Annotated in this window: 15 protein-coding genes; 2 read left to right on the top strand and 13 right to left on the bottom strand. The window is 64.3% G+C overall.

The window, feature by feature from the left end:
- Nucleotides 1-5 precede the first annotated feature (5 nt).
- The 6 genes from BB28_RS01690 to BB28_RS01665 form a co-directional block, all read right to left on the bottom strand.
- A complete protein-coding gene (locus BB28_RS01690) occupies nucleotides 6-653 on the bottom strand; it encodes a sensor domain-containing protein (RefSeq protein ID WP_046252265.1) in 648 nt (215 codons plus the stop codon).
- Nucleotides 650-1,264 carry a sensor domain-containing protein gene (locus BB28_RS01685; protein WP_046252264.1) on the bottom strand — a complete coding sequence of 205 codons (615 nt, stop codon included), beginning with the start codon at nucleotides 1,262-1,264 and terminating at the stop codon, nucleotides 650-652. Before BB28_RS01685 ends, BB28_RS01690 begins: the two co-directional genes overlap by 4 nt.
- Nucleotides 1,264-1,692, bottom strand: a complete 429-nt coding sequence (locus BB28_RS01680) for an organic hydroperoxide resistance protein (protein WP_046252263.1) — start codon at nucleotides 1,690-1,692, stop codon at nucleotides 1,264-1,266. The genes BB28_RS01685 and BB28_RS01680 overlap by 1 nt, the downstream gene beginning before the upstream one ends.
- 62 nt (nucleotides 1,693-1,754) lie before the next feature.
- Nucleotides 1,755-3,218, bottom strand: coding sequence for a catalase (locus BB28_RS01675; RefSeq protein WP_046252262.1), 1,464 nt, complete (start codon nucleotides 3,216-3,218; stop codon nucleotides 1,755-1,757).
- Between the two features lie 21 nt (nucleotides 3,219-3,239).
- On the bottom strand, nucleotides 3,240-3,668 hold the full coding sequence (locus BB28_RS01670; protein WP_046252261.1) for a Fur family transcriptional regulator: 429 nt from the start codon (nucleotides 3,666-3,668) through the stop codon (nucleotides 3,240-3,242).
- A gap of 46 nt (nucleotides 3,669-3,714) precedes the next feature.
- Complete coding sequence (locus BB28_RS01665; RefSeq protein WP_030095976.1) at nucleotides 3,715-4,065, bottom strand: DMT family protein; 351 nt, start codon at nucleotides 4,063-4,065, stop codon at nucleotides 3,715-3,717.
- A 56-nt stretch (nucleotides 4,066-4,121) separates the two neighbouring features.
- Between BB28_RS01665 and BB28_RS01660 the strand changes: the two genes are divergently transcribed.
- The gene (locus BB28_RS01660) at nucleotides 4,122-4,955 is read left to right on the top strand and encodes an alpha/beta fold hydrolase (RefSeq protein ID WP_046252260.1); all 834 of its coding nucleotides are present in this window, start codon (nucleotides 4,122-4,124) and stop codon (nucleotides 4,953-4,955) included.
- Here the strand turns inward: BB28_RS01660 and BB28_RS01655 are convergent.
- The 5 genes from BB28_RS01655 to BB28_RS01635 all read right to left on the bottom strand — a co-directional run bounded on the left by BB28_RS01655 (nucleotide 4,952) and on the right by BB28_RS01635 (nucleotide 9,499).
- Nucleotides 4,952-5,437, bottom strand: a complete 486-nt coding sequence (locus BB28_RS01655; protein ID WP_046252259.1) for a tetratricopeptide repeat protein — start codon at nucleotides 5,435-5,437, stop codon at nucleotides 4,952-4,954. The two genes, BB28_RS01660 and BB28_RS01655, sit on opposite strands and share 4 nt — an antisense overlap.
- Nucleotides 5,438-5,500: 63 nt before the next feature.
- Nucleotides 5,501-6,514: a DUF4185 domain-containing protein gene (locus tag BB28_RS01650; protein ID WP_046255447.1), complete on the bottom strand. Its 1,014-nt coding sequence runs from the start codon at nucleotides 6,512-6,514 to the stop codon at nucleotides 5,501-5,503.
- A gap of 227 nt (nucleotides 6,515-6,741) precedes the next feature.
- Nucleotides 6,742-7,137 (bottom strand): hypothetical protein, encoded by a 396-nt coding sequence (locus BB28_RS01645; RefSeq protein WP_046252258.1) that lies wholly within the window; start codon nucleotides 7,135-7,137, stop codon nucleotides 6,742-6,744.
- Nucleotides 7,138-7,199: 62 nt separating this feature from the next.
- Entirely contained in the window at nucleotides 7,200-8,237 is a 1,038-nt protein-coding gene (locus tag BB28_RS01640; RefSeq protein WP_046252257.1) for an aspartate-semialdehyde dehydrogenase, read from the bottom strand.
- Nucleotides 8,234-9,499, bottom strand: a complete 1,266-nt coding sequence (locus BB28_RS01635; protein ID WP_030095982.1) for an aspartate kinase — start codon at nucleotides 9,497-9,499, stop codon at nucleotides 8,234-8,236. Before BB28_RS01635 ends, BB28_RS01640 begins: the two co-directional genes overlap by 4 nt.
- An 86-nt stretch (nucleotides 9,500-9,585) precedes the next feature.
- Here BB28_RS01635 and BB28_RS01630 point away from each other — a divergent pair, with 86 nt between their 5' ends.
- Nucleotides 9,586-10,188 (top strand): nitroreductase family protein, encoded by a 603-nt coding sequence (locus BB28_RS01630; protein WP_046252256.1) that lies wholly within the window; start codon nucleotides 9,586-9,588, stop codon nucleotides 10,186-10,188.
- Nucleotides 10,189-10,194: 6 nt separating this feature from the next.
- Here BB28_RS01630 and BB28_RS01625 read toward each other — a convergent pair whose 3' ends face one another.
- Both BB28_RS01625 and BB28_RS01620 read right to left on the bottom strand, forming a co-directional pair.
- Nucleotides 10,195-11,562 (bottom strand): flavin monoamine oxidase family protein, encoded by a 1,368-nt coding sequence (locus BB28_RS01625; protein WP_046252255.1) that lies wholly within the window; start codon nucleotides 11,560-11,562, stop codon nucleotides 10,195-10,197.
- Between the two features lie 74 nt (nucleotides 11,563-11,636).
- Nucleotides 11,637-12,242, bottom strand: a complete 606-nt coding sequence (locus BB28_RS01620) for a TetR/AcrR family transcriptional regulator (RefSeq protein WP_046252254.1) — start codon at nucleotides 12,240-12,242, stop codon at nucleotides 11,637-11,639.
- Between the last annotated feature and the right edge of the window lie 3 nt (nucleotides 12,243-12,245).

Genomic DNA, 12,245 nt, shown 5'->3' with positions numbered 1-12,245 from the left:
TCCCCCTACTGGCCCAGGCCGTTTTGCATCGTGTTGGCCAGCACGTTCACCGCAAGGCTGCCATTCCCCGGCTGACAGACCTTGGCTTGCAGCAGCACATTCTCGCGTCTACGGGTCTGGTTGAAGCAGCGGCGGTCAACACCGGCTTCCTCCTTCATCCACGCGGCATCGGCGGCACCGGGCGCTGGTCCGGTGAATGTCCACACCTCGCGTCGGCCGTCGTTCAGGAGCAAGGTGGCCGTCTGACCGGAACATCCTTGAGTGCGGTCCACCACCCGATGGAATGCGCGGTCGGCGGCATCGTTGTTGGCGAACACCCCGATCGACTGCTTGACCAAATGCGTTGCATCCGTAGCCGAATCCTGCGTCGCCGCACCCCGGAACGAGGCCAGATCCGGATCCGCGTACACCTCGTCAAGCCCAATGTCCGACCAGTTGTTGCATTCGGGGATGTCCACCGAGAACCCCTGGAACGGCTGAGTGAACTCGCTGTGCGAACCGAGCTGCGCCCCCAGAACATTGCTCACCGATCGCCGCGCGAGCACCGCGTAGTTCACGACGCCCGGGTCGGACGGGCGGGCGCCCGCGACGGGGGCCAAAGCGAGCGCGACCACCGTCGCAGTAGTCACGACCGAGGTGATCTTGATGGTCATGCCCGTCCCTCCATGGCATCGGCGAGGGCCGCGGCGATCTTCTCGCCATTCTTCGGCGCACACGCCTTCACCTGCAATAACACCTCGCGCTTCGCGCGCATCTGCACGTAGCAGGTAGTCCCAGCGGCGCTGGCCATCGACCAGCTGGCGGTGGTGTCTCCCGACTTGCCCTTGGTGATGGTCCACGTTTCCCGCGCCCCCTGGCCGTCGGTCACGTCCAGAGGTACGCCGTAGCAGTTGTCCATGAACAACAGCGCGACAACCGGATCCACCGCGGCAATCGGGCGCTGAAAGACCCCCACCGCCTGCTTCACGGAATACGTTGTGTCCGAATCTGATTTCTGTGACGTCTGCCCGCGATACTCGGCCAATTCGCCGTTACCGTTGAATACCTCATCCAGCCCCACATCGACGAAACTGAGACAACTCGGTTCGCTCACCTGATAGCCGGCCGTCGGAGACTCGACAGTACGGGTGACGGGAAGTTCGGTGCCGACGATCGAATTCACCACCGTGGGCTTGAGCACGACGGCATCCGGGCCAACCGCCTGGGCCGTCGGCGCGAACACCAGGGCCAGCGCCGATACCCCCGCGACGACGTACCCCCGCATCAGACTCGCGCCTTGACCGTCACCTCGATGTTGCCGCGGGTGGCGTTGGAGTACGGGCACACCTCATGCGCCTGCTCCAAGAGGTCATCTGCGACCTCCTGGGACAACCCGGGCAGGTAACCGTCCAGCTCGGCCGACAGGTCGAATCCGCCCTCCGAGGTCTTGGAGATTCCCACCTTCGCGGTGATCGAAGTCGCGGGGTCGAGCTGCACCTTCGCGATACGCGCCACCAGATTGAGTGCACTCAAGAAACACGCCGAGTACCCGGCCGCGAACAACTGCTCAGGATTGGTGCCTTCGCCGTTGCCGCCCATCGCTTTTGGAATTCGGGTGTCTAGATCTATCCGGCCATCCGACGAGCGCACATGCCCGTCACGACCTCCCCCGGTCGACGTGGCTTCTGCGGTGTAGACGGCCTCATTGGACATATGACGAGCATACGGAAGGCGCCGGCCCCCTTGAAGAGAACCGGCGCCATCCAGGAACTCCCCTACTGCGCGTCGAGACCGGCGCGAACGCCCTCTTCGACGGCCTTGCCCAGCTCGGGGTCTACGTTCTTCCAGTATTCGAATACCCGGGACAGCACGGGTTCACTGACGCCGCCCAGCACATGGCCCACGATATTGCTCGCCAGCCGCGCGCGCTGTTCATCGTCCAGCACCTCACGCACCAGGGTTCCGGCCTGGACGAAGTCGTCGTCCTCGGCGTGTTGCACATACCCGGCACGCACGGCGGTGCCGTCGAAATCCCACACGCCGCCGTCGCCCGCTGCCTGTGGATCGGCATGCGGACCCCCAAAGGAGTTGGGGGCGTAGACCGGAACCTCGGGATCATTGAAGTGATACCGCATCGCGCCCTCCTTGGAGTAGGAGTTCACGGTCGCGGCCCGCGCCTCGTTGGGCGGCAACTGCGCATAGTTGGTGCCAATCCGGTACCGATGTGCGTCGGCGTAGGCAAACACCCGGCCCAGCAGCATCTTGTCGGGTGAGAAGCCAATTCCCGGAACGATATTCGATGGTTCGAAGGCAGCCTGCTCGATGTCGACGAAGTAGTTCCCCGGGTTGCGATTGAGCGTCCACTTGCCGACCTCGATCAAGGGGTAGTCCTTCTTGGACCAGACCTTGGTCAGGTCGAACGGATTGAACCGATACCCCTGCGCCTCGGCCACCGGCATGATCTGCACGTGGAGAGTCCAGCTCGGAAAATTGCCTTGCTCGATCGCATCCCACAGATCGCGACGATGCGCGTCGCCGTCGGATCCGGCGAGTGCATCCGCCTCCTGCTGAGTCAGGAAGTCCTGCCCCTGATCGGTCCGGAAGTGGTACTTCACCCAGAAACGCTCACCCTCTGCATTGACCCACTGATAGGTGTGCGAGCCGTATCCATTCATGTGGCGGTAGTTCTTCGGGATCCCGCGATCACCCATCAACCAGGTGACCTGGTGTGCCGTCTCGGGACGCAGCGTCCAAAAGTCCCACTGCATGTTGTGGTCCCGCAATCCTGATCCCGGCAACCGCTTCTGCGAGCGGATGAAGTCCGGGAATTTGATGGCGTCGCGAATGAAGAAGACGGGGGTGTTGTTGCCGACCAGGTCGTAATTGCCGTCCTCGGTGTAGAACTTGATGGCGAAACCACGCGGGTCACGCCAGGTATCGGGACTGCCCTGTTCGCCTGCCACCGTCGAAAAGCGCACCAGCGACTCTGTTTTCGCACCTGGCTGAAACAGCTTGGCCTTGGTGTACTTCGAGACGTCCGCGGTGACGACAAGCTCTCCGTAGGCGCCGGCGCCCTTGGCATGCACGATGCGCTCGGGAACACGTTCCCGGTTGAACTGCGCAAGCTTTTCGATCAGATAGTGGTCATGCAACAGAACCGGGCCCTGGATGCCCGCGGTCAACGACTCGTCGTCGCTCTCCACTGCGATTCCGGTGTTCGTGGTTGTACGGATGGACATGAAAACCTCCTCGAAACCTGACTAATTGGGCTGACATTCGGGGCACAGGCCCCAGAACACGATTTCGGCCTCGTCGACCACGAACCCCGCGGTATGTGACGGCTCCAGGCACGGCGCGTGCCCGACGGTGCAGTCCACATCGGTGACGGCACCACAACGGCGACAAACCAGGTGGTGATGGTTGTCGCCGATACGCGTCTCAAAGAGCGCCGCGGAACCAGCTGGTTCGATACGTCGCACCAGCCCGGCGCTCACACAGGCCTTGAGCACATCATAGACGGCCTGTGTGGACACCTTCCCAAGATCGGCACGCACCACCATCGCGATGACATCTGCGGTTGAATGTGGATGCGCCGCAATCGCGTTCAGAACCGCGACGCGCGGAGCCGTGACACGCAGTCCCGCCCTGCGCAATGCAGCGGCTGGGACGGGGGGCTGTACTGCGGTCACCTCACCAGTATGCGCCTTTTCTGGAATGAGTCAAGAAATGGTATCCCTATCCGAACGGGCCGTTGAATACGAAGTAGGCCCCGGCGGCGATCAATACGAACCCCACCAGGTGATTCAGGGTGAGCTTCTCCCCCAGGTACCACACCGCGAAACCGAGAAACACCGTCAGCGTGATGACCTCTTGCATCGCCTTGAGCTCGGCGCCTGAATACACCTCACTACCAAGACGATTCGCGGGAACCGCCAGGCAGTACTCGAAGAACGCGATAAACCAGCTGACGAGCACCACCACCCACAGCGGGTGATCCTTGAATTTCAGATGCCCATACCAGGCAAAGGTCATGAAGATGTTCGAGCAGATGAGCAGCACTGGCGGCAGGAACCGGGCAGCAATCATGTCCACATTCTGCAGATCTTCCCTGTTAACCGCCCACAACCGCTAGCCTGCTGCGCATGAGCGGCGCCGCATTGCAGGACCGGTACGTCCAGAGCTGCCTCGGCGGACTGCATGTGCGGGTCGGCGGTAACGGGCCCGCCATCCTCTTCTGGCCCAGCCTGCTGATGACCGGGTCGATGTGGGCCGAACAGGCACGATACTTCGCCGACCGATACACCGTGATCCTCGTCGACCCGCCCGGCCATGGTGACAGCCAGGCCCTGCACCGCATGTTCCGATTCGATGACTGCGCACACAGCATCGAACAAGTCCTCGACACCCTCGGCATCGAGCGCGCACACCTCGTGGGCAATTCCTGGGGCGGAATGATCGGGGGAACCTTCGCGGCACTGCATCCCGACCGTGCCGGAGCGTCCGTCTTGATGAACGCCACCGCCTCGCGCGCGAACATGCGTCAGACCGTCGAATTTCGGCTGCTCACCGAGATAGTCCGACTGCTGGGAAAATTCCGCGAACCACTCACCACCCGTGCGGTGAAGGCCTTTGTCGGCCCCACCATCATGCGCGAGCGCCCCCAGGTAGAACAGGCGATCCGCGCCGAACTGCGCGATCTCAACGTCGATTCGGTCTATTGGGCGGTCAACAGCGTGGTTCCGGCACGGCCCGACCAACGCGAGCTGTTCGGGCGCATCCGCACACCGATCCTGGTTGTCGCCGGGCGTGAGGATCCCACCTTTCCCGTCGCCGAGACCGAGCTGATGGCCGAGGCGATCCCCGGGGCCGAGTTCGTGATCATGGAGAACACCGGACATCTGGCCGCGTTGGAACGCCCCGACGAGGTCAACGCACTGATCGACGAGTTCCTCAAGCGGCACCCGCTGGAGGGCTAGAGCGCCCGTGCCCTGCGCATGTCCTCGATGGCCCCGGCCCGATCGCCCAGCTCGTTTCGGATCACCGCGCGCAGCGCGAGCGCATCGGCGAATCCAGACTCGATATCGAGGGCCTCGTCGACCGCCGAGAGGGCTTCATTCGGTTTGCTGGCGCCCTTGAGCGCCCACGCGTGGGTGTAGTGGTTGATGGCGTCATGGCCGCCGTATCGCACGGCAGAGAGCGCGCAATCAATCGCGTCGAAATGCCGCCCCATGCTGCCGAGGCAGTACGCCAGAATGCGCCAGGCCCGGGAATTCTTGTGCTCCAGCTCCAGCGCATCATTGGCGAGACGCAACGCCTCGCTGTCGTCTCCAGACGCCAGGGCCTCGCTTGCGCGGGTTGCCAGCTCCTCAGCGTCCACAGATTCGAAGGTACGCGAACCCTGCCCGTCGGTTATCCACTCCTCGGCGGCGATGTCGATCAAGGTTCCGCTAGCAATCATTGACGACCATCCTAACCAGCCGTCATAGACGCGTCGATAACTCTGGTAACGAGCAGATGTTAGTTAGCCCACACCGGCCCGCAACGGGTTCACCGCGAATTCGATCACCCGATAGGGAGCATGGTCGCGCGAATCGGTGTTCCACTGGCTGACGTAAATGCTGAGCCGATCAAGCGTGGAGTCCGGCCCGATGTACCCGCCGTACGGCTGAGCCAAGGTGTTGTCCCACGACTCGGGTAGCTCATCGGCGACCTCGGGCCAGGCCCCGGCGTTCACCACCGTGGTCGCCGGTACCGCGCCGAGCCGCGTGGGGTTGTCGGCAACCCGCACCTCGACGTTGCCCGTGGTCTGATTGAAGTAGGACAGCACCGCTTGTCCGTCGACCATTTTCATGCTCAGCTCGCCCAGGTGGTCACCCCACAACGGCGTCACGGCGGTACCCCAGGCCCACCTGCCGCGAGCATCGGCACCCCACCCCTGCCACGTCGCACGGTCGGTGAACGTGTCCGGCTTGGCCCGGTACAGAACCGCGGGCCGCGAGCGATCGAATCCATCGCTGACGATGTAGACCCACCCCTTCGGCGACTCAGGGGTCCATAGCGGGTCGTAATAGCCACTGATCTGGGTCTGCTGGCCATTCGCGTAATCACCGGGTCGTACCGATCCCGGCACGGTCGGCCATCCGGCACGGAACGGATCCGGCTTCACCAGCCGTGTCGACTGCGGAACCAAGTTCTTGGTGACGGCGATGAACAGCCAGTTAGTCCCGTTGATGTCGATGACGCCCGAGGGAAGTTGCGAGAATCCCGGCGGAGTCGGGTCTTCCAAGAGTGGGCGGTCGGTGCCCAGCACGCCGGAGTGACGCACTCCGGATGCGTTCGGCACTGTTTCCGTGTCGACGCGTAGCGCCACCGGCGAGTACCAGCCGCCGTATCCCACGCCCTGCCCTGCGAAGCTGTCACCACAGATCTGCAGCATGCCGCCGGTGAAGACCATGAACTCGCACAGATCGGTGGCACCCAGGTTGTAGTCGGAGGTCGCGGTGCCCGTTCCCGCGACCGGTCCAACACGCACCACCTCACCGGGGTCCAGCGGAGGCAGCGACGCGGGTTGCGGCGGGTCCGCGAATGCGGCTGGGAAGCAGGGCAATTGGAGACTGGTGAACGTCAGGAGCGCCGTCAGCAGGATCGTGCTGCCTCTGATGCGCCGCACGCCCCATCTCCCATCCGACGCCCAGGCGCCACTAACCGTCCCAGGACAGGGTAGCCAGTGGCGCCGGGCGGCCGGATCGCGATGGACCGGGGTCAGGGGCGCGGCGCGGCGGGCGTGGAGGGCGCGGGCGGCGGCGGCTGGTCGCGCCGGTCCTGGCGCTCGGGCGGCTGCGGCGGGATGAAGGCAGGACCGCGCTCGATGATGACCGGCCCACCCGGGGGAAGCATCGGAGGCTGGCCGTCCCGCTGGAACATCATGTGCCGGCCGTGCTCGCCGGGGCCACCAGGACCGCCGTGGCCGCATTGCGAGCCGGCCAGCACGCCGAGACCGAAGGTGACGCCAAGGATCACGAAGGCGCCGGCGACGATGCCGACAACGGCGGCGATCTTCACCAGCAAGGTGTTACTCGCCGAACGCGGCGCGGGCGCCGGTGCCTGCGGAACAGACACCGGATTCGTTGGTGTATCGGGATTGTCTGGAGTTGTCATGCCCCGAGCATGGCCGAACCGACTGACCATTGCCCAGGGAAAACCCGTGAAGTTCCTGTGAGTCAGCTCGCGACGAGCAGTTCGGCGATCTGAATCGTATTGAGCGCCGCACCCTTCCGAAGATTGTCTCCAGAAATGAACAGCGCCAGACCGCGATTACCGGGAACGCCCGGATCCTGACGGATCCGGCCCACCAGCGATTCGTCGGCACCCGCTGCGGCCAGCGGCGTGGGCACGTCGGACAAAGTGACACCCGCCGCCGCGCCAAGCAGCTCAGTGGCATGCGCGGGCGTCAGCTCACGCTCGAACTCGGCATTGATCGAGAGGGAGTGTCCGGTGAAAACCGGAACCCGCACACACGTACCGCTCACCAAAAGTTCTGGGATGCCAAGAATCTTGCGGCTCTCATGACGTAGCTTCTGGTCTTCATCGGTCTCACCGGAGCCGTCATCGACCAGCGCGCCGGCCAGCGGGATCACGTTGAAAGCAATGGGTGCAACGTATTTCACCGGCGCAGGGAAGCTAACGGCAGATCCGTCGTGCACCAGCTGCTCACCGTCGGCGATACCGGCGCGCACCTGAGCGGCCAACTCTTCCACGCCGGCCAGGCCACTGCCCGACACCGCCTGGTAGGTCGACACGATCAGCCGCTGCAGACCGGCGGCACGGTGCAGAACGCTGAGTACCGGCATCGCAGCCATGGTGGTGCAGTTCGGGTTGGCGATAATGCCTTTCGGCAGTTTCACGCCACGCACGTCGCGATCGAAGTTCACCTCCGAAACCACCAACGGAACGTCCGGGTCCTTGCGCCAGGCCGACGAATTGTCGATGACGGTGACGCCCGCCTCGGCGAACCGTGGCGCCTGCACCCGGGACATGGTGGCCCCGGCGGAGAACAGCGCGATGTCCAATCCGGACGGATCCGCGGTCTCGGTGTTCTCGACCTCGATCTCCTGGCCACGGAACGGCAGCTTCTTGCCCTCGGAGCGGGCAGACGCGAAGAACCGCACCGATGACGCCGGAAAGTCACGCTCTTCTAACAGCTTTCGCATGACGGCCCCGACCTGGCCAGTCGCGCCGACAACACCAATGGAAGTCATCGCCCGGTACCTCCGTACACGGTGGCTTCCTCTTCGCCACCGAGTTCGAAGGCGTCGTGGATGGCCTTGACCGCAGTGTCGAGCTCGTCATCCTTGACCAGGACCGAGATCCGGATCTCCGACGTCGAGATCAGCTCGATGTTGACGCCGGCCTTGGCCAGCGCCTCACAGAAGCCGGCAGTGACACCCGGGTGGCTGCGCATACCCGCGCCCACCAGGGACACCTTGCCGATGTGATCGTCGTAGAGCACCTGCGAGAACCCGATCTCGTTCTTCAGCGAGTCCAGCTTCTCGACCGCGGTGGGCCCATTCTCCTTGGGGCAGGTGAAGGTGATGTCGGTCTTGCCGTCCTCGACCTTGGAGATGTTCTGCAGCACCATGTCGATGTTGATCTCGGCATCGGCCACGGCACGAAAGACCTTGGCGGCGTAGCCGGGTACGTCGGGAATCCCGACGACAGTGACCTTGGCCTCGCCACGATCGTGTGCGACACCGGTGAGAATCGCTTCTTCCACAGGAATGTCCTCCATTGATCCGCTGACGATCGTGCCTGGCTTGTCGGTGTACGACGAGCGCACGTGAACCGGAACGTTGTATCGCCGGGCGTATTCCACGCAGCGCAGCATGAGCACCTTTGCTCCAGCTGCCGCCATCTCCAGCATTTCCTCGAAACTGACCTTGTCGAGCCGGGCCGCATTCGGCACGATCCGCGGATCGGCGGTGAAGACCCCGTCGACGTCGGTGTAGATCTCGCAGACGTCGGCCTTCAGTGCGGCGGCCAGCGCGACGGCGGTGGTATCAGAGCCACCGCGCCCCAGTGTGGTGACGTCCTTGCTGTCCTGACTCACACCCTGGAATCCGGCGACCAGCACCACTTGGCCCTCGTCCAGGGCGGAGCGCAACCGGCCGGGGGTGACGTCGATGATCTTGGCGCTGCCGTGCCGACCGGTGGTGATGACACCGGCCTGCGATCCCGTGAACGAGCGCGCCGAGGCCCCGAGCGAGTGAATGGCCATCGCGACCAGGGCGTTGGACATCCGCTCACCGGCCGTCAGGAGCATGTCCAGCTCACGGGGCGGCGGTGCCGGGCAGACCTGTTGAGCCAGGTCAAGCAGCTCGTCGGTGGTGTCACCCATGGCCGAGACCACAACGACGACGTCGTTGCCGTTCTTCTTCGTCTCGACGATGCGTTCGGCCACCCTGCGGATGCGTTCGGCCGTTGCGACCGACGATCCGCCGTACTTTTGGACGACGAGCGCCACGGCATACCTTCCTGCTGTTCGGCCAGGGTCGGGAGAGATCCAGTCATCAGGATAAGGGGTTACGACAACTCGATAACCTGGACCGTATGGGCAACCCGACCGAACGTACCGCCATCACCTCGGTTCCGATCCAGCCGCTGATCGCCTCGCGCTGGAGTCCGCGGCATTTCGATCCGGGTGCAAACCTGGCTCCCGAGACCCTGACGGCCCTGCTCGAAGCGGGTCGCTGGGCCGCCAGTTGGGGTAAGCGCTTCCCTGTCCGATACATCGTGGGTCTGCGCGGTGATGCCACTTACGAGGCACTGGTCGCGCTGCTCAATCGGGGAAACTCTTACGCAAAAGTTGCGGCAGCGCTCGTACTGGTGAGCACTGACCTCGGTGATGATGACAACACCGCCGTCTACGCGGCGGTCGACGCCGGACTCGCGATCGCCCAGCTGGGCGTGGAGGCACGCTCGCATGGTCTGCACACCCATCCGATGGCCGGGTTCCGGGTGGACGACGCACCCGGTGTCTTCGGTATCCCCGAGAACGTGCGGCCCATCGCCGTCGTCGCGATCGGACCTGTTCTCGAGGACTACGCCGATGCCGAGGAATCGACCGTCGAGCGCGATCACGCCCCCCGGCAACGCCCCGCACTGAGCGATATCGCCTTCACCGAGCGCTGGGGCGAAAGTTTCGGTGGCTAGCGCGCCTCACCCGGCGGCCAGCACCTCTTGGGCTGCGTGCCGGCCGGACCGGACGGCTCCGTCCATGTAGCCGCTCCAAACCTGCGCCAGCTCCGCACCTGCCCAGTGGATACGCCCGACGGGCGCGGCCAGCGCCTTACCGTACTGCGTCCACACGCCCGCACCAAGACGTCCTCCGTAGCATCCACGGGTGAATTCCTCTGCAGTCCAGTCCTGTTCGAGGATGTCGAATGGTTCCGCGGCGTTGGGCCCGAAGTACCTGACCAGGGCGTCGACAACGACCTGACGCCGTTGCGCAACAGATAGCTCGGCGGCGGCGCGCGCATGGGCTCCTTCGAGGAATCCGACCAGCACCCCACACGACCCGTCGGGCGGCGAGTTGTCCATGACCGGACCGAACCCGTCGTCGAGGCTGGCGACGAATCCGCTCAGGCCATCTTCACGCCAGAACGGCGTGGGATAGCCCACCTGAAACTTGATGACCGCGCCTGCGGGAATCTGCTGAGTGAGGCCGTCGCGGGCGGCCGGCAACGCCGGTAGGTAGCGGATCCGGCCGGCCAGCGTGGGCGGGATCGCGACGATCACCTGCCGGGCCGTGACCACTCCGATGCTCGATGCGGCGGCATCCTCAGACGACACCGAGACGCCCTCGTCGTCCTGGGAGATGGTGCGGACAACGGCCCCACACTGCACGCGGTCCCCGAGTTCGGCGGCCAGTCTCTCCGAAATCTGGTGCGTGCCGCCAACCACCCGCCGCTCCTGAGCGCCACCTCCAACCGCGAGCAAGGTCTGCAAGCTGTTTCCCGAGCATTTGAGGTAGGTCACAAAATGCAGCAGCGACATCTCGGAAGACTCGGCGGAGAACACCGCCGGCACGACAAAGCGGAAGAACCGAAGCGCAACGGTGTCGGCGGTGTTCTCGGTCAGCCACGAATCGAATGTCTGCCGGTCCAGGTTATGCGCGTCGGGCGCCTGCCACGGCGCCTCCGGCGGAACCGCGGCACCCAGCGCCTCAACCTTGGCCCATAACCGGCCGACCTCGGCAAGGTGCTCGGCAGGGATCCCGAAGTAGCCGTCGCTGTGGCGAATCCGCTGACCGTCGAGCATGGTGAGCGAGTCGCCCGAGTCGTAGCTGGGAAAGGTCTCCAAACCGAGCTCATCGATCAATTCCAGGACCGCATGCTGGGTGGGGCCGACCCACTGGCCACCCAGCTCGACGGGAACACCGTTGCTCAGGAAACCGCCCAGGTTGCGACCGGCGACCCGGTCACGGGCCTCCAACACACGGACGGACCTGCCCGCCGCCACGAGCGTGCGCGCCGCGGATAGCCCGGCAAGACCAGCACCCACGACGACAACATCCACCTCTGCCATGACATCTCCTTTCAAGTCAGTCGTATGACTTACTTGAAAGGTATGCCGATGACGAACTCGGGGCAAGACCACAGCTAGGCGGGCTCTACCGCCGCCAGGGCAATCAACATCGTCGTGAGCAACTCAAGATCCCCGGCAGAACGGACGGGGTCAGGATTGACGACATGCTGCAGGATCAGTCCATCGATCCCGGCCACGAGCACCCGGGCCAACTGTTCGAAGGGCACAGCGCAGCGCTCACCGGCACGGTTCGCGGCCTCGCGACACCATTGGGCGGCAACTTCGGTGTATCTCTCGTACTGCCAGGCCGGCAGGTCCTCCAAACCGGGTGTCCGCAGCGCATGGGTCACCAACTCGTACTGGACCAGCTGCAGATTGCGGTGCTCGTCCACGAGCTGCGACCAGAAGTTCTGGATGCTGCGGCGGATCGCGTCGTTCAGGCCTGTTTCGGTCTCGGCGGCACCGCGCAGAACTCCTGAGATCTCCTCCACGACATCCTCGATCACCGCCTTGAGTAGGCCCTGCTTACTGGGAAAGACGTATTGGAGTGTCCCCAACGGAATACCCGCCTCTGACGCGACAGCGCGCATGGTGGTGCGGCCCACCCCTTCACGCATCAGCACCACACGCGCGGCCGCGACCGCTTCCCTGGTCCGCTGCGCCGATTCGACGTAGGGCATCTG

It is taken from the genome of Mycobacteroides chelonae CCUG 47445 (assembly GCF_001632805.1).
GTDB lineage: Bacteria > Actinomycetota > Actinomycetes > Mycobacteriales > Mycobacteriaceae > Mycobacterium > Mycobacterium chelonae.
This window is presented reverse-complemented; position numbering and strand designations above follow the sequence as displayed.

What these genes read in the sequence shown, in the direction of transcription:
- BB28_RS01690 (WP_046252265.1), bottom strand. Translation starts at nt 653, where the DNA reads ATGACCATCAAGATCACCTCGGTCGTGACTACTGCGACGGTGGTCGCG.
- BB28_RS01685 (WP_046252264.1), bottom strand. Translation starts at nt 1,264, where the DNA reads ATGCGGGGGTACGTCGTCGCGGGGGTATCGGCGCTGGCCCTGGTGTTC.
- BB28_RS01680 (WP_046252263.1), bottom strand. Translation starts at nt 1,692, where the DNA reads ATGTCCAATGAGGCCGTCTACACCGCAGAAGCCACGTCGACCGGGGGA.
- BB28_RS01675 (WP_046252262.1), bottom strand. Translation starts at nt 3,218, where the DNA reads ATGTCCATCCGTACAACCACGAACACCGGAATCGCAGTGGAGAGCGAC.
- BB28_RS01665 (WP_030095976.1), bottom strand. Translation starts at nt 4,065, where the DNA reads ATGATTGCTGCCCGGTTCCTGCCGCCAGTGCTGCTCATCTGCTCGAAC.
- BB28_RS01660 (WP_046252260.1), top strand. Translation starts at nt 4,122, where the DNA reads ATGAGCGGCGCCGCATTGCAGGACCGGTACGTCCAGAGCTGCCTCGGC.
- BB28_RS01655 (WP_046252259.1), bottom strand. Translation starts at nt 5,437, where the DNA reads ATGATTGCTAGCGGAACCTTGATCGACATCGCCGCCGAGGAGTGGATA.
- BB28_RS01645 (WP_046252258.1), bottom strand. Translation starts at nt 7,137, where the DNA reads ATGACAACTCCAGACAATCCCGATACACCAACGAATCCGGTGTCTGTT.
- BB28_RS01640 (WP_046252257.1), bottom strand. Translation starts at nt 8,237, where the DNA reads ATGACTTCCATTGGTGTTGTCGGCGCGACTGGCCAGGTCGGGGCCGTC.
- BB28_RS01630 (WP_046252256.1), top strand. Translation starts at nt 9,586, where the DNA reads ATGGGCAACCCGACCGAACGTACCGCCATCACCTCGGTTCCGATCCAG.
- BB28_RS01625 (WP_046252255.1), bottom strand. Translation starts at nt 11,562, where the DNA reads ATGGCAGAGGTGGATGTTGTCGTCGTGGGTGCTGGTCTTGCCGGGCTA.
- BB28_RS01620 (WP_046252254.1), bottom strand. Translation starts at nt 12,242, where the DNA reads ATGCCCTACGTCGAATCGGCGCAGCGGACCAGGGAAGCGGTCGCGGCC.